10 protein-coding genes are annotated in these 16,595 nt (G+C 59.9%); 7 read left to right on the top strand and 3 right to left on the bottom strand.

Translation table 11 applies throughout. The features are described 5' to 3' along the window. The first annotated feature begins 324 nt into the window (after positions 1 to 324). The 3 genes from LAP85_27610 to LAP85_27600 all read left to right on the top strand — a co-directional run bounded on the left by LAP85_27610 (position 325) and on the right by LAP85_27600 (position 7,755). On the top strand, positions 325 to 3,258 hold the full coding sequence (locus LAP85_27610; protein MBZ5500179.1) for a protein kinase: 2,934 nt from the start codon (positions 325 to 327) through the stop codon (positions 3,256 to 3,258). 1,095 nt (positions 3,259 to 4,353) lie between these two features. Then, a complete protein-coding gene (locus LAP85_27605) occupies positions 4,354 to 5,433 on the top strand; it encodes a hypothetical protein (GenBank protein MBZ5500178.1) in 1,080 nt (359 codons plus the stop codon). Positions 5,434 to 6,585: 1,152 nt separating this feature from the next. After that, positions 6,586 to 7,755 (top strand): hypothetical protein, encoded by a 1,170-nt coding sequence (locus LAP85_27600; GenBank protein ID MBZ5500177.1) that lies wholly within the window; start codon positions 6,586 to 6,588, stop codon positions 7,753 to 7,755. Positions 7,756 to 8,266: 511 nt separating this feature from the next. On the opposite strand, the gene LAP85_27595 is transcribed toward LAP85_27600, so the two are convergent. Together LAP85_27595 and LAP85_27590 are read right to left on the bottom strand one after the other, a co-directional pair. After that, positions 8,267 to 10,882, bottom strand: coding sequence for an ABC transporter permease (locus LAP85_27595; GenBank protein MBZ5500176.1), 2,616 nt, complete (start codon positions 10,880 to 10,882; stop codon positions 8,267 to 8,269). Beyond that, positions 10,879 to 11,220: a PadR family transcriptional regulator gene (locus LAP85_27590; GenBank protein MBZ5500175.1), complete on the bottom strand. Its 342-nt coding sequence runs from the start codon at positions 11,218 to 11,220 to the stop codon at positions 10,879 to 10,881. The genes LAP85_27595 and LAP85_27590 overlap by 4 nt, the downstream gene beginning before the upstream one ends. Positions 11,221 to 11,556: 336 nt before the next feature. Here LAP85_27590 and LAP85_27585 point away from each other — a divergent pair, with 336 nt between their 5' ends. Both LAP85_27585 and LAP85_27580 read left to right on the top strand, forming a co-directional pair. Then, complete coding sequence (locus tag LAP85_27585) at positions 11,557 to 12,612, top strand: YncE family protein (protein ID MBZ5500174.1); 1,056 nt, start codon at positions 11,557 to 11,559, stop codon at positions 12,610 to 12,612. A 198-nt stretch (positions 12,613 to 12,810) separates the two neighbouring features. Continuing rightward, the gene (locus LAP85_27580; protein MBZ5500173.1) at positions 12,811 to 13,836 is read left to right on the top strand and encodes a hypothetical protein; all 1,026 of its coding nucleotides are present in this window, start codon (positions 12,811 to 12,813) and stop codon (positions 13,834 to 13,836) included. Between the two features lie 103 nt (positions 13,837 to 13,939). Here the strand turns inward: LAP85_27580 and LAP85_27575 are convergent, their stop codons facing one another. Next, the gene (locus tag LAP85_27575; GenBank protein MBZ5500172.1) at positions 13,940 to 14,659 is read right to left on the bottom strand and encodes a beta-lactamase family protein; all 720 of its coding nucleotides are present in this window, start codon (positions 14,657 to 14,659) and stop codon (positions 13,940 to 13,942) included. A gap of 430 nt (positions 14,660 to 15,089) precedes the next feature. Between LAP85_27575 and LAP85_27570 the strand changes: the two genes are divergently transcribed. Beyond that, a complete protein-coding gene (locus LAP85_27570) occupies positions 15,090 to 15,779 on the top strand; it encodes a CPBP family intramembrane metalloprotease (GenBank protein MBZ5500171.1) in 690 nt (229 codons plus the stop codon). 112 nt (positions 15,780 to 15,891) lie between these two features. Then, a complete protein-coding gene (locus LAP85_27565; protein ID MBZ5500170.1) occupies positions 15,892 to 16,461 on the top strand; it encodes a hypothetical protein in 570 nt (189 codons plus the stop codon). The last annotated feature ends 134 nt before the right edge of the window (positions 16,462 to 16,595 follow it).

Below are 16,595 nucleotides of genomic sequence, written 5' to 3'. Positions count from 1 at the left end.
ATAGACGTCGGGCGATGTCAATAAATGGTGCCGCAGAGTCAACTGGGTGCACGATCCGAGAGATGGCTGGCTGTCTCGAAAAAATCTACCCAGTCCCTGGGACGGTGAGGTATTTTCTTGACATCCCCTTTCATAGGACAGCCAAGTGACTGTTCGTCGGCAATTTCACAATCCCATTTATGGCAAATTCAACGGTTTACGAATATCCCCAATCATGGTAAGTGCTACTGATTGAGCTTTCTCGATCCCTGTCATCGGGCTTATAATGGCGGCAATTCCAAGTGATTTCATTTCAGTGGGCATATCGCATCTACGGAGTCTCCCATGCCCGAGATCGGCCAGACCATTTCGCACTACAAGATCAAAGACAAACTCGGCGAAGGAGGCATGGGCGAGGTCTTTCTAGCCGACGACCTCTCGTTGGGCCGAAAAGTTGCTCTCAAGTTTCTCTCTCAGGAATTGCAGCAGGATCCAGTTGCCCACAAACGTCTCCTGCACGAGGCCAAGGCCGCAGCGGCACTCGATCATCCCAACATCTGCAATATCCATGAAGTCGCCGAAGCGGAGGAACAGAGTTTCATCGTCATGGAGTACGTCGAAGGCCAGAGCCTCAAGGACAGGCTCATCGCCGGACCCGTACCGATCCATGACGCCCTTCAGTTCGCATCGGAGATAGCCGAAGGGCTGGAGGTGGCGCACGAGAAGGGGATCATTCACCGTGACCTGAAGCCGGCGAACATCATGTTGACGCGCCATGGTCATGCTAAGGTGATGGATTTTGGCTTGGCAAAGCACGTAATGCCCGCAGGCGGGATCGAGAGCCAGGAAGAGACGATCACGGCCTTGACCCGCAACGGCAGTACCCTGGGAACCCTGGCCTACATGTCGCCGGAACAGTTGCGCGGCGGGCCTGTAGACGTTCGGTCGGACATTTTCTCCTTCGGCGTTGTCCTGTATGAAATGCTGGCCGGCATGCACCCCTTCAAGAAGGACACCGGGATGGACACGGCAAGCGCTATCCTCCACGAAACTCCATCCCCCTTGTCAAAAGGCCCGGCGGGAATCTCTGAAGTGCTTCAGCGCCTGCTTGACACAATGCTGGCGAAACAGGCGCACGAGCGCAGTTCCGTGCACGAGGTCAGATCCCATCTGGCTCGCTTGATCCAACAGACTGCCATGGAACCCCCTCCGGTCACAAAGACGTTGCTGATGCAAGCCCGGCGGGCATTCGCGCGGCCCTATGTCGTTGTTTCCGCGCTCATCGTGATCCTGGCCGGCCTCTTTTTTGGGTATCGGCAATTTGAGCACAACAGGAAAACCATGTGGGCTCGTGACGTGGCCCTTGGGGAAATTGCCCGTCTGACGGAAAATGGGGATCTGCTCGCGGCGTTCAATCTGGCCGTGGAGGCGGAAAGGTATCTGTCTGAAAACACGAAACCACTGGCCGAACTCCGGCCGCTTTTTTCCAGGCTTGCGACCATCACTTCAGATCCTCCGGGTGCGACAGTGCAGTGGCAGGCTTACGCCGCGACAGAATCCGCTTGGAAATCGCTGGGACAGACCCCCATCACAAGCATGAGGGTCCCGGCGGTCTTCTGCAGGCTGAGGCTCGAAAAGGAAGGATATCAACCTCTGCTGATTGCAACTTCGCTCGCACAAGGACTCTCCCTCACACTGGAGACAACCGCAAGTCTGCCAAGGGACATGGTGCGCGTGCCTGCGAGCGTGTTCCACCTCCCGCTACAGGGTCTGGATCGCCTGAAGGAAGAACCGATACGCGCCTTCCTGATCGACAAATATGAGGTCACCAACCGGGCCTACAAAAGTTTCATTGACGGCGGCGGCTATCGGGACAAGAAGTACTGGAAAAACCCCTTTGTCATGGATGGCCGGATACTGTCCTGGGAAGACGCCGTGGATCGATTCAAGGACCGCACAGGCAGGACTGCGCCTGCCACGTGGGAGGCGGGTGACTATCCGGAAGGACAGGATGATTATCCGGTATCCGGTGTGAGCTGGTACGAAGCGGCAGCCTTTGCTGAGTACATCGGGAAGAACCTGCCCACGATCTATCACTGGTATACAGCAGCCGGCATGGGGTCGAGCACGTACATCGTTCCGCTCAGCAACTTCGGGGCCGCAGGCCCGGCGGCCGTGGGCAGCTATCAGGGGCTGGGTCCCTTCGGCACCTACGACATGGCCGGAAACGTGCGGGAGTGGTGCTGGAACAGCATCGACCGCGAGGGACAGCGCTTCATCCTGGGCGGAGGGTGGAATGATCCCGCTTATGGCTTTGCCAGCCCCTACACGCAGCCCCCTTTCGATCGTTCGGTGAGTAACGGTTTCCGGTGCATCAAGTACCTCGGAGAAGACCAGGACGAGGCGACTTCTGCACGCACGATCGGACTCTTGTTTCGTGATTTTTTCAAGGAGACGCCGAGTTCCGACAAGGAGTTTGAAATATTCTTACGCCAGTATGCATATGATCAGGCGCCTCTGAATGAGAAAATCATCAGCAAGGATACTGGCGCGGAGGAATGGACAAAGGAGAAAGTATCATTCGATGCAGCCCATGGCAACGAGCGGGTGATTGCATACCTCTTCCTCCCCAAGCATGTTGCCCCACCGTATCAGGTCGTTTTTCATTGGCCGGGTGACAGCGGTCTGCAGTTGCGATCTAGCGACACGCCCCAAATGTTGAGGCAGTTCGACTTCATCATCAAGAGCGGCCGGGCTGTTCTGTTTCCGGTGTTCAAGAGCATGTTCGAACGGGGTGATGGCCTGGAGTCGACCGTGCCGAATGAAACGATTACCTACCGAGAACATGTCATCATGTGGATAAAGGAGGTCCGGCGGTCTATCGACTATCTTCAGACACGGCCAGATATTGACACCGGTAAGCTAGCCTATTTCGGACTCAGCTGGGGCGGACGAATGGCAGGGATTGCGCTTGCGGTTGAGAATCGCTTCAAGACCGCGGTGTTGTACGTCGCTGGATTCAGATTCCCGCGATCCATGCCGGAGGTAGATCCCTTCAACTTCGTTTCCCGCGTGACAATACCCGTCATCATGCTTAATGGCAGATACGATCATTACTTTCCCGTCGAGACCGCTCAAAAACCCATGTTCATGTTGCTGGGGACACCCAACAAAGATAAGAAATGGATCGTTTATGACGGCGGCCACTTCGTGCCACGCGATCAACTCATCAAGGAAACACTCGCCTGGCTCGACCGATATCTGGGCCCCGTCAAGTAGCCATGAGATCTGCTGTCAACCGACTGGGCACACCAAGTCGGCATTCTCTAAAGCCCGGTGTGCGCCATCGTACTGCCCAACGGCCCGATGACGATTCGAACTGGCCCACGCAGTTGAAATCTAGTTGGCTGCAATACGCACGAATCGTAGAGGTGAAATCCCCGACATGCCCCCGCTCTGGGAAGTTGTACCCCATCGCTCTCGGTCACTTTGACGTGTAGTCGCGATACCGTCCGTGTGCCTGCAAGCACTAGCACGTCTTCTCAAAATGCAGGTTCGATGCCGATCTGGGCATTTACGGCTCCCCTCAAGCGTTGCTTGCACCCAAGATATTTTTCAGAACTGCAGCCTTGGCGTGATCGAGATCTGGAAGGCGAAGCCTAATTTTGGTCCGTACACCTTTTGGGGCGGTCCTTTTCTTTGTTCCTTTCATTGCCAGCGGCCTCCTGCCCGCTGGCCAAGAGAATAAATCATGGCGGTGAATCAGGGCGCTTCGCATGCATTCTGGAGATGTGTATGAAGTCGCCTGACATTTAGGTCACTTCTCCGGATAGCCCGTTAGAACTAAGCCGCTGGCGTTCCCGACCGGATACTGACGAGGCAGTTCTCCGGTGAGCTGAGCGGCTAATCCGCACCGCAATAAGGAGAGACGTGCCCAGGGTGAGTAAAAAGCCGCATCCGGCAACGCAGTTCCGATATAAACTGGTGTCGCATCCAAAGGCGCGGGCGTGGGAGTCAGCATATCACCCCGTTATCAGTATCTGAGAGAGGGCACGCAGGAAGGGAGGTCGGCGCCCGGATCAGAAGGCTGACTTGCGATGAGGCAGCTTAAACCTCCTATCCTTTCTCCAGCAGCTTCGAGAGGGTGACCGGCTTCCCCTCCGTGTCCGGCAGGGTGAGTCGGGGGCGTGGTCGCCGACCATGATCGGGGTGGCGCCGAGCAGCGCGGCGAGGATGGGCATCGCTAGCATCTCCGAGCTCCGGGGCTCGTCTCCCCACCGTTCCTAGCGGGCGCCGCGCGCGCGGGCAACCGCGGTACACTCGTGCTTGGGGTGCGGGCGCCGGGCGGGGGAGTGCGCCCGGATGAGGGGCGTCATGATCACGACGGGTGAAGCGCGGCGCATTGCCGAGGCGTGGCTGCGGGAGGAGGCGTCCCGGGTCCCGGAGCTGGTGGGGGCGATCCTCGTAGGCTCGACACGGGCCCGGGATCCCGAGGCGCCGCACCCGGTCGCCTCGGACGTGGACGTCTTCCTTTGGATCGACGCCGAGGTGCCGAGCGACATCGAGCACCCGCGGGGCCGCTTCGCCCCGCGCAAGCTCCTCCGGGGCGGCGTAGTCCTCGAGCCCTCGTTCCACGACGCGCGGCGCATCGCCGATCCCGAGGCCATCCTCGGGGACGTGCACCTCGGGGCGGCCTTCGCCGACCCGCTCATCCTCCTCGATCCGGCCGGCCGGCTCGCCGCCGTCGCCGACGCGGTCAGGCCGGAGTACCGCCGGCGCCGCCACGTCCAGCGCCGCCTAGGGCAGGCGCTCGAGTCGGTCGAGGCCATGAGCCTGCACCCCCGCCCTCCGGACCTCCCCACGCTCGCGCCCTGCTGGCGCAACGCCGCCCTGGCCATTGCCGTGATGCACGCCGCCGTCGTCCCGCTGGTGGCCGCCCTCCGCTTCCCGACCGTCCGGCGCTCGCTGGTCGTCGCCCGCGAGGTGCTCGCCGAGGCCGGGCGGGAGGACCTCGCCGACGCGCTGCTGCGGTTCGCGGGCAGCGCGACGCTCTCGCGGGCCGAGGTCGAGGAACGGGTGGCCGAGCTGTGGCCCGCCTACGACGCCGCGGTCGAGGCACGGCGGACGCCGGTGGTCATGGACTGGAACGTCTCCCGCGAAGCGCGGGCCCTGGAGTGCGCCGCGATCGGCGAGCTCGTCGCCGAGGGCCACCACCGGGAAGCCGCCTATCCGCTGTTGCAGCTGCGCACGGCGGTCCAGGGCATCCTCGAGAACGACGGCGACGAGGAGGTGCGGGCTTGGTCGCGGGCGGGGTACGGGCGGCTGCTCGCGGCGCTGGGGATCGAGGGCGACGAGGCCTTCGACGCGCGCGGGGAGGCGCTGCAGGCCTTCGTGCCGGACCTCCGGAAGGGGTGTGAGGAGCTCCTGGCGCGGAACCCCGGGGTCCTCGACTGACGAGCCCCGCGCTATTGCGGGTCATGGTGCCGGCGCGGCGGCTGCGATCCAGCTTCTCCTTATCGAAAACGCCTCAGCACGAGCCGTCCTATTCCGATCCGCGCTTTGGTGCACCGAGGCGTTTCCGATCAAGGCTGGCGGCTACTCGGAAACGTGGGATCACATGTGCGTCAAAGTTCCGAAATGGAAAGAAATGCGGATGCCAAGGTTTAGTTCAGACGATCAGCTGAGGCTCTCAGATCGCTTCCCTTTTGCTGTCTTCGCCGACGGTGAATGCTTAAGATTGCCAAAGATTGGAGAGTTTGACATTCGCGCGAGAGAACCGCCGGGATTCTTTTGGGAGGAAGGCGGATGATGTGACTCGCTGGCCAGATGAAACCGAGGCCGAGGTACTTGGCTGAATGATTTGATGACACCCCCAAATGGCTGAGCACGGGAATTCCTGCTGCCCGATCGGCGGTCATCAACAGTTCTGATAGTCGTACCTGTGGATGATCTCGGTCATGGCCGAGAGCAAGCACTAACCGCATTCCACTGTTCTAGGACAAGCAGAGCGCGCGGGCGGGTAGTTCCATGTTCTGAATTTCGAGACCCTCACTCATCGAGACGGCGTCGCTTGCTGCTCCATCTGGTAGCAAGGGGCGGAGATGTGTATCAGAATCAGGACTGATCCCCAATTATTCCGCTGGAAACAGCTCCCTTTTAAGACGCTGCTAACATTTTTTGCGGTCACTTGCCCGAGTAGTCGCGATCCGGGAGAAGTGAACGCAAGCGGTCGGATCCCTTGGAATGCTCCGTCAGTTTTACGAGTAGCGCGTTAACCAGGCAGGTGGCTGATTGCCAGTCAACTTTCCAAAGAGATCTAATGTTTATGGACCGCATGCCAGTTTCAGTTGACCGACCCACCCGTGCAAGTGGTGCCGATTCAAAGGGAGCAGATACGATTTGACAGTGCCGGGAATGATGGTTCAGTATGTTGCTCCAGCTGCGCTCTTCTTAGAGAGTGCCGTTGAGCGTGGGATCGGAGTGACGGCTCCGCCGTGGGGTGAGCTGGCCTTCAGATGATGCCCTGGCGAGAAATCTTACCGGTTTTTTTCTTGGCGGACCGCCAGGTCCGTGCCCTTTCGCAATTGTCTTCCAAGGAGGTACATCATGCGACGGTTTTTCTTGGTATCCGCACTCGTGATCGCGCTGTTCACGTCCGTGGGGCTGGCCCAGCAGGCCGGAACCGCTGGACCCTACAAAGTACTCAAGACCGCGAAGGTCGGTGGTGAAGGCGGCTGGGACTATATCTATGCGGACGCCGCCGGACGCCGGTTGTACATTCCGCGTGGAGGCACGCGAGGGACTCCGGCGACGGACACCGCGCCTGCCGTGGCCGCGGTCCCGGGCCGGATCACGGTCTTCAATCTCGACACCCTCGAGCCGGCTGGCGTGATTCCCGACACTGGTGGGAACGGCGTGGCGGTAGACCCGAAATCGGGCCACGGCTTCTCCAGCAGCAAGCCCGCGTCGATGTTTGACACCAAAACGCTGAAGGTGATCAAGAAGATCGATTTGGGCGATGCCCAGCCGGATGGCATCTACTTCGATGCCTTCAACGACCGGGTCTACATCTTCAGTCACCCGACCAAGGACGCGACGGTGATCGATTCCAAAAACGGTACCGTGCTCGGCAGGATCGATCTCGGCGGCACGCCGGAGCAGGGGGTGGCCGACGGCAAAGGCAAGCTCTACGTCGTCATGCAGGACAGGCCGGGGGGCGTCGCTGTCGTCGACGTCAAAACGATGAAGACGATCGCGCACTATCCCTTCGGCGATAACGGCGGGTGCAACGGGCTCGCGTTGGATGTGAAGAATCACGTCCTCTTCGCGGCATGCAGCGCAGTTGGTCCGGCGCCCGCAAGGGGGCAGCCAGGGCAGCCTGCGCTCCCGGCACCGCCAAGCAGGCCCGCGACGCCACCGCCGCAGATGATGGTGATCTTAAGCGCGACGGACGGCAAGATCATCACGAGACTACCGCTCGCCGGCGGCTCAGACGGCGCGGTGTTCAACCCCGCAACGATGGAAGCCTTCAGCACGCATGGCAATGGCACGATGACAATTGTCAAGGAGAAGAGCCCAACGAATTTTGAAGTTGAGCAGAATCTTCAGACGATGAATGGCGCTCGCACAGTGACGTTCGACAAAAAGACGGGGCATCTCTTCGCGATGTCGCAGCAGTATGCGCCGCCCCCGGCCACGCCGCCAGCGGGAGGCCGCGCTGGTGGTCGAGGCGCGGTCATCCCGGGTTCGTTCACGATTCTTGTGATCGGCAAGTAAGGGAACGCCAAGCCTTCGCTTGATCGACCGCCCGGGACTCGGGATTCGCTGGCGTTGCCGTTTCAGGGCTTTCGTCGAATGGCTTGCTGTGGTGACCGCCGGGGGCTCCGGGAGATCGATTGCATAGAGCGGCTGCGCCGCCATGAAGTCCCATTGCTCCCGGAGCGCCGTGCCGATCAAGTCGGTGCGGCACCGGTACTCGTCCATGTCCTTCTGCGCGTACAGCAGGTATCGTCGGCAAGTCGCGATCTGGGAAGTAACTCCCGCGAATTCCCTGGGGAAGCCATGTGTCGATTGCTTCCGGTCACCTAGACGTGTTGTCGCGGAAACTTGATTTGCCCTTGGAGCCGCTGATCCAAGCCGCTCGTCACTTTGACGGTATGCGCGTTATACGTCCGCGTGACTGGTCTTTAGTCAACTTCCCACCTCGCCGTTTCTTGACAGCGTTGAGTCTATGGATCGCTACTGCCCTCTGCAAATCCCTGGAAATATTGAGAAAAACGGCGCGCGTCTATTCGTAATGCAAGCACTCAGCCGGATCCAATTTCGCCGCGCGGCGCGCCGGCATGATGCTTGCGATCAGCGCGACCGCGACCAGCAGCCCTGCGGCTCCAATGAAAATCGACTTTTCGGCGACGTCCACACCATAAAGCAGGCTCCGCAGCAGGGGGGCAAGGCGGAATGCCGCTACCAGGCCGATCGCGGCGCCTGCAATGGCAAGGATGCCTGCCTGTTTCACCACGTCCGCGACAACGCGCCGGCAAGTGGCCCCAAGGGCCATGCGGATTCCGATCTCCCGGGTGCGGTGCGCGACCGAGTAGGAGAGGACTCCGTAAATTCCGATCGCCGCCAACAACAATGCAAAGACCGCGAATACGGTCATCAAGCTGGCTTCGAATCGCCGAGGCGCGATGGAATCGGACACGATCTGTTTCAAACCGGCGACGTCGGTTACCGGCTGGTGCTTGTCGATGCGCCAAATCTCGGCCTTTACCGCGCTGACCAGAGGCGTCGGGTCTGACGCGGAACGGAGAGCAACGGCGAACTCCGGCGGAGAGAACTGCCAGAACGGCAGGTAGAGATAGGGTCGAATCTCCGCATCAATCCCGGAAGCGTGCGTATCCTCTACGATCCCGACAATCGTCATCGGCGGCTTGTCGAGCAGCCGGCGGCCAATCGGATTCGCAACGCCCGGCCACAGGCGACGGGCTGCACTTTCACTGATGATCGCCACAGGAGTCGTGCCGCGATCGTTCTCATTGAACTCCCGGCCGGCTCTGAGCCGGATGCCGAGAGTGCGAAAATACCCGGGTGTAACGGCGCGGACACGCGTCATGACATAGGCTTCCCGATTCGGGTTGTCTTCCGCGAGGAGGCCCCAACCTTCGGATTCTCCCGTCAGCGGCAGCGTGCTGGTCGCCGCGGCGGATATCACTCCCGGGTGTGCGCTGCAGTTCGAGATCAATCTTTCGATCAACGTCGCCCGGAGGTGGTCGTCATAGCGCTTGGAGGGCAACGTCGTTCGCATCGTGAGGACGTTTTCCGCACGAAAGCCGAGAGGTATCTGCAAAACTGTAACAAAGCTCTTGGCGAGCAAGCCGCAACCCACAAGAAGGACCAGCGACAACGCCAGCTCCGTGGCAACCAGCGCTGATCGCAGCCGTGATGGTGCGGAAATGGTGCGCCCTCCGATTTTCATCGTTTCGCCGGGAGTGCCCCGCGCCGTCAGCACGGCGGGGGCAATGCCGAACAGCACGGCAGTTGCCACTGCCAGGCAAAGTGTGAATCCAAACATCCGCAGGTCTATGGCGACGTCTTCAATCCTGGGCAGGCCGGCGGGTGCAATGGAAATAAAAATGCGCACTGCAGCCCATGCCAGCACCACGGCCAGGCCGGCAGCGCAAAGGGCAAAGGTGAGAGCTTCCGTGAATCCCTGTTGGACCAGACGCCTGCGGGTGGCTCCCAGGCAGAGCCGGATGGCAATCTCCTCGCGACGGCGCAATCCCCGCGCCAGCATCAGATTTGCCACATTGACGCAGGCGATCAACAGCGCCAGGACGACCGCACCGAGGAGAATCATGATGGGCGAGCGCACCTTTCCGGTGACTGCACCCTGGAGGTTCAGCACGGTGACTTCCGGTAAGTCCGCGACATTTCGTGGATGAACCTGGTGGGCCAGGATTGATGTCAATTCCGCCGCCGCCTGTCTCTCATTTACGCCGGGTCGCAGCCGCACGAGCATTCCCCAATTGAAGCAACCCTTGCAAGTGCGTTCCCAATCCAGCAGCGCCATGGGGCGCCACATTTCGGCGGGCGGAAACGGCCCCACGGTGGCGTGGTGTTCGGGGCCTTCTGGAAATCGGAATCCGGGCGGCATGACGCCGATCACTGTGTTCGGGGCGTCATTCAGGGTCAGCGTTCGGCCGATGACATTGGGGTCGCCTCCGAACCGCCTTTTCCAAAGGCCGTCGCCGATTACGACCACGTTTTCGCGTCCCCTCTGATCTTCATCGGCCGAAAATGTTCGTCCGAGTGCGGGCGCTACGCCCAGCACGTCGAAAAGCTCGGCGGAGACCCGCGCGGCCGGAATGCGCTCCGGTTCGCCCTGGCCGGCGAGGTTGAAATACCAGCTGGTAAAAAGAGCGGCGTGCTCGATCGAGCGCGCTTCGCGGCGGAATGCTTCATACAACGGGGCGCTGATGGCCCCGTCCACAGATACCGTCGTCAGCCGCTCCGGCTGCGCGTATGGCAGGGATTGCAGGAGAACAGAATCGGCAACGCTGAAGATGGCGGTGGTCGCCCCCATCCCGAGCGCCAGGGATAGAATTGCGGCGGCGGCAAATCCCGGATTCCTTCGCATCGAGCGGAATGCGTGACGCATGTCCTTTCCCCACGCCTCGAGCACAGGCAGGCCGCGTTGCTCGCGATAGCGCTCCTTCACAGACTCGATGCCACCGAACTTCAAGATGGCCGCCCGGCGCGCTTCCTGTGGAGACATGCCGAGCTTCAGGTTGTCCTCAGTCTGCATCTGCAGATGCATCTCCATCTCAGCGGCCAACTCGGATTCCCGGCGCGAACCGGCGATCGCGCCCACCAGACGTTTCCATCCGCGGCGAAACTGTTTCATTGCGGCTCTCCCTTCAAGGCGAAAAAGCGGGCGATGATGTCGGCGGTCTGCCTCCAATACCGTGCCTCGGATTCGAGCTGCCTTCTGCCCGATTTCGTCAGGCGGTAGAACTTCGCCTTCCGGTTGTTCTGGGAGAAACCCCACTCCGAAGCAATGCTGCCCTCCTGCTCGAGTTTGAGGAGCACCGGGTAGAGTGTACCCTGATTGATGGACAGCAGGTTGGCACTGGTTTGTTCGATCCGCCGGGCGATCCCATAGCCGTGCTGGGGCCCGAGTGCTTCAAGGGTCTTAAGAATCATCAACGCGAGCGTGCCCTGCAAGACCTCACTTTTAGTCATATTGACTCCTGTTGGTTTCCCAGATGAGTATAGCGCAGTTTTGTGGGAAAACAACAGGAAAGTTCCCTGTCGTCACGAGGGTCTACGGGCGACGGTGCGTCCTGTGGATAGAGGCGCGCGCATTTACGGGGTCGAGGAACCGGGCGGCGTCCGTGGGCTGGTGATGCAGTTGGTGCCTGGGGCCCACTTTTGATGGGTACGGGTGCGGCTTCCGGCGATGCGCTGCCAAAAACTTCGGTCGCAGCTCAGGCGATTGCCGTATACTGCTGAGAAGCCGAGAAGGTAAATCCTGGGTGAAGCCTTTACACATCCCAACGCAACCACAACGGAGACCATATGACCAGACGCTTACTGACCGCACTTGCGGTTCTCTTCGCAAGCAGCCTTGTCGCGCCCAACTTCGGGCACGCGCAAACGTTCAAGGTTGAAAAGTTTGATATCAAGGGTGACGGAGGTACGGACTATGTCGCCGTCGAAGCCGCCACAGGGCGCGTGTTCGTTTCGCGTTCCAGCCACATGATGGTGGTCGAAGGCGCCACCGGCAAAGTGCTCGCTGACATTCCGAACACGCCGGGCGTGCATGGCGCGGGCCTCGCCACCAAGGCTGGTCACGGCTTTACGACGAATAGCGGCGACCAGACCGTCACCATGTTCGATTTGAAGACGCTGGCGGTGATCAAACAAATCAAGGTCGGCCCCGGTCTCGACGGCATCATGTACGATGAGCCCGATGACAAAATCATTCTGACGAATCACAGCCGCCCGATCTGCACTCTCACCGCGATCGATCCAACGAGCGGCGACATTGTCGCCACCGTCGAGCTCGAAGACACGGCGCCCGAGGGCGCTGCGGCCGATGGCAAAGGACACATCTTCGTCAACAACGAAGGCAAGAACACGATCCAGGTGATCGACGTCAAGACCTGGAAAGCGACCGCCTCGTGGCCACTCGCGCCGTGTGAAGGACCAACGGGCATCGCGTATGACAAAACATCGAACCGCATCTTCTCAGGTTGCAGCAATACATCTGTCGTCGTTGATCCAAACACCGGCAAAGTCGTGGCGTCCATCAAGAACGGCACGCGCGTTGACGCTCTGGGATGGGATCCGTCAAAAAAGCTGATTTACATTCCGAATGGGGGCGAGGGCAACGTCACAGTCGTCCACCAGGATTCGCCCGACAAGTACACGACGGTTGCCACGGTTGACACGTTCGCCGGCGCGAAGACGATCACAGTTGATCCAGTGACGCACAACGCGTACCTCTTCCAACCTGAGCGCGGTCCGGCTCCGGCGCCACCCGCTGGCGTGACGCCACCCCCGACGGGCGGACGTGGCCGCGGTCCACAGGGTCCGATCATCGCTGCGTGGTTTATCGTGATCAAGCAGTAGCTATTGCAATTGCTCTCACGACGTTGAGTTCGCGCGTTGTTGTGTGTGAAGGCTTTCAAGCCGACAGTCGATTGTTGAGGCTTGTCTAGTCCTTTGCGGGGATAGGCGGTTTTTGGCTTTCAGAGCTGCAGTCTCGAGCTTTGCGATGCGTTGCGCGGGATTCATCGTTCGCTTGTTCATCCGCGTTTGTCCGTATCCTTGAAACATGTTGTCGCATTTATGGAAGGCAGTACTAAGACGACGCACCTCGATTCCACCCTTAATATTATGGACTCTTCTCTAGGTTTTCTGGGACGGAAGTTGATGTGGAGGCATTGTGTTCCCGCCATTGTTGTGGTTCTCGTTGCTGTTACCGACTACGCAGCGAATGCCGCCGATTCCTCCACCAACGACTGGCAGACGTTGTGGCAGCAGAGCGAAGCCACCATGCCCAAGCCGGTCACCGTGAGCGTAGGAACACTGGGCGACCTCGGCAAGGACCTGGAAGACCGCCAGTGGCAGATGGTGCCGACGCGTTACCATCAGCTTTATTTTCAGGCCTCGGCAGATCCCCGGAAAGTGGCTGAGTTATACCAACTCCTCGATGGTGTCTATGTCTTTCTGAACGGCCGCAGCCATGCGAAACCGCAAACACCGATTCAGGCCTTTCTGGTGCCCGATGAATATGGCCATTCGCGCTGTACTCAAAATCCCGTCGCCATGCGCACTGGTGAGCGGGCCGAAGTGCAGTTCTTGTTGACCAGCTTGCTGCATGAGGAGACCCATCTGTTCAATTTCGCCTTTCTCGGCCAGGCGAGTAGGCAGAATTGGTGGTGCGGCGAGTTCTCCTGCATTTACTTCCAGGAGCGCGCGCTGTTACAGGCGGAGGGCAAAGACCTCAAAACAGAACTGAAATCTCGCCTGCCCAACGGCCCGATTATCTCGCTCCCGGAACTGGACTCCCGCGGCCAACGCGCTTTTGATGAAGCGGTCGCCGCGTTGTTTTTCTTCGAGGAGCAATATGGCCGCGCCAAGCTCAATGAGTTCCGGCAGCAGTGCCTGATCTCGGCCAAATCCGAAAAGAGCGATCGGGCGGCGCCATCGGTGTTCCAGGAGGCGTTTGGCAAGGACGCCACGGCTTTGGACAAAGAGTGGCGGGAATTCTATGGATGGCCGAACAAGGGACCGGAAACCCAGCGAGGCGTTCCTGACCGCCCATATCTGGAGCAAATGATAGAAGGATAGGGCAGCTCCCGCTGGGATTCAAGCTGAGCCGGAAGACGGGGCAACGCGCGAAGCACAGAGGATAAGGCCGAGGCCCAGGGCTGAAAGTCTAGGCGCAGGGGCGTCAGCGACGCAACTGTCTCGCGATGGCAACGCCCGCTTGTTCGGCGGTCGGCGGATCGAGGTTGCCTACTACGACAACCGTCCATGTGCCGTCGGATTCCAGGGCGGCGCCAATTCCCGGAGCACCACCTGCAATGCCTAACTCACCGCCTGCTCTCCGCCCCTTCACGGCTTCGACGCCCTCTTCGAGCATCCACGCCGTCATCTTCGGATTGAGCAAGCGTCCCTCGCGCAGGGCGCTGTCGAACGCGAGCAGATCGGCGGCTGTTGCGTAGGCGCCACCCGCCGCGCTGCCAGACGCGCCGATCAGCTGGTTGTTGGATTGCAGCACGTTCGGCGAAGCCGGTGCACGCGACGTGTAGCCCACCGCGACGTGAGGCGGGAAGCGGTCGGACTGGAAGAACCCGGCGGTTTTCATGTCAGCTGGTTTGAACACATGCTCGGATACGTACTGCTCGTATGGCACGCCTGCGACGCGCTCGATGATTGCGCCGAGAACGATGTAGCAGCCGTTGCAGTACTGCGTTTTCGCCCCGGGAGCAAACAGGAGCGGCTTGTCGGCAACAAAGCGGTAGTAATCGGCATTCGAACGAAACTGCGTTTTTGGCGTCGAGTCGAACTGAGGACCGAAGAAGTCCGCGACGCCGGCCCGATGGTTGAGCAGCTGCGCAACAGTCGTCGTCAGGGCTTGCTCATTTGGATAGTCGGTCAGCTGCCGCAAATCTGCATCGCGGTACCTGTCAGGAGCGGCGTCAACGGCATGTCTCGTCTGCTGTAACCCTGTGTGGAGGACGACCGTGGTTTGCAGCGAGTGCCGCGATCACTCGAGGAAATCCCGGCGTTCGGGGAAGTGATTGGCTCCCAGTGGACGCGCTTACCGTAGAAGTCCCCGACACTCCCGCGAAGTCCGTCCGAGTCAATAACCCCTCACACATCATTGGCAAGACAGCCATATGAGCAGCCCAGCAGGCCTCGCCCACTGATCTGAAAACCGCTGCAAGTCGTGACAAAAAACTCGGTTGTAATCCGTTCCCATCGTGCCAATAATAGCCGTAAGGCGGACCCTCCCGACCATGTTTGCACGTTTTTCGCAGGGTTGATACGCTGGTCAGCCTACTCACGAGTTAGGTGCCTCTTGAAACGGAGGACGGATGACTTCTCGTCACCCATTCAGGCCGGTACTCGCACTCGCTCTCGCGGCGGCCGTGTGGCTGGCGGCGATGTACGCGGTGAGGCTCGTCGGTGTTCCGCAGACGAACTTCCTCCCGCCGTCGTTCGTGACGCATTCTGTGATGCTGGCTCTATCCGTCGCGGCGATGTGGCTGATCTCGAAGGGCCGGCTTGATCTCTATGGGTTCACCAAGGGAGCGTACGAGTTCAGCCCCTGTATCCTCTTGTGGGTTCTTCCGACGGCGGTGCTTTCCATCGTGTCAGCGGTTGCGTCACCGGGTGGGCAAGGCACAGGCGGTCCCATTAAACTCACGAAGCCCCAGATGGTCGTCTTCATCTGGGTCTGCGCGAGCATCGGCGAGGAAACGCTGACTCGGGGGCTTCTACAAACGCTGTTGAGTAGGAATGCCCGGGTCGGGGCTGAGGCTCACCGCAGGTTGAGCATGCCGGTTCTCGTGAGTGGGCTGTTCTTCGGTTCCATGCACATTGTGCTCGTCAAGTTAATGGGGCCCGCGGCGGTCCCAGTGATTCTGCTGGCGGTGTTTCTCGGACTGGTCGCAGCGCGCTACCGTGAGAGAACGAGGAGTCTCCTTCCAGCGATCATCGTCCATGCGCTCTTCAACATCGGCGGCATGCTGCCGTTATGGGTGATTCAGTGGCTGCGCGGTTAGACCACTCGGCATCCGATGGAGCGAGGCGGCTAACCCTGCGCTCAACCGGACCTGCGCGAAAAGCCTCGCAGGCCGGTTAGCTCCACGTTGGGCCGTCTGGAGAGATTACCAAATGACTTGGTATGACAGGATTCCCAAGGTAGAGCTGCACGTCCATCTGGAGGGCGCCATACCTCATGAGGCCTTGTTTGCGCTCATCCAGAAATATGGCGGGGATCCGTCCGTTCCTGATGTTCCCGCGCTGGCCAAGCGGTTCGAATACACAGATTTTCCCCAGTTCATCGAGGCATGGTCGTGGAAGAACCAGTTCCTGCGTGAGTATGAAGACTTCACGCATGTTGCCGAACTGACGGCTCGAGACATGGCCAAGCAGGGTATCCGATACGCGGAAGTCTTTTTCTCGCCCTCTCTTTTTGTTCGCCGCGGGCTTGCCGTACAGGAAGTGGCCCAGGCTGTCCGTGCCGGCTTGACACGAGTTTCCGAAATCGAGATCGCCCTGGTTGCGGACCTGGTTAGGGACTACGGACCTGAATCGGAAATGGTGACTTTGGCGCAGTTAGAGGAGGTCACAGGGCACGGTATTGTCGGCATCGGAATTGGCGGGTCGGAGCATGAATGTCCGCCTGCTCCATTCAGGAGGCTTTATGAGAAGGCGCGATCTAAGGTGTACCCCATTGTCTAGGAGTCCGTCCGAGAATTGCGGTTTGAAGGCATATTGTCGCCCTGGAGCTGCCTTATGCAGCGATCCGCCAGTCAGTCGAACATGTCAGATTGCAGAATGTAATTTTGCGTCACTCGCGGTGTGGACTGTGAGTT

The sequence above is a fragment of the Terriglobia bacterium genome (genome assembly GCA_020072565.1).
Taxonomy (GTDB): Bacteria; Acidobacteriota; UBA6911; order UBA6911; family UBA6911; genus JAFNAG01.
This window is presented reverse-complemented; position numbering and strand designations above follow the sequence as displayed.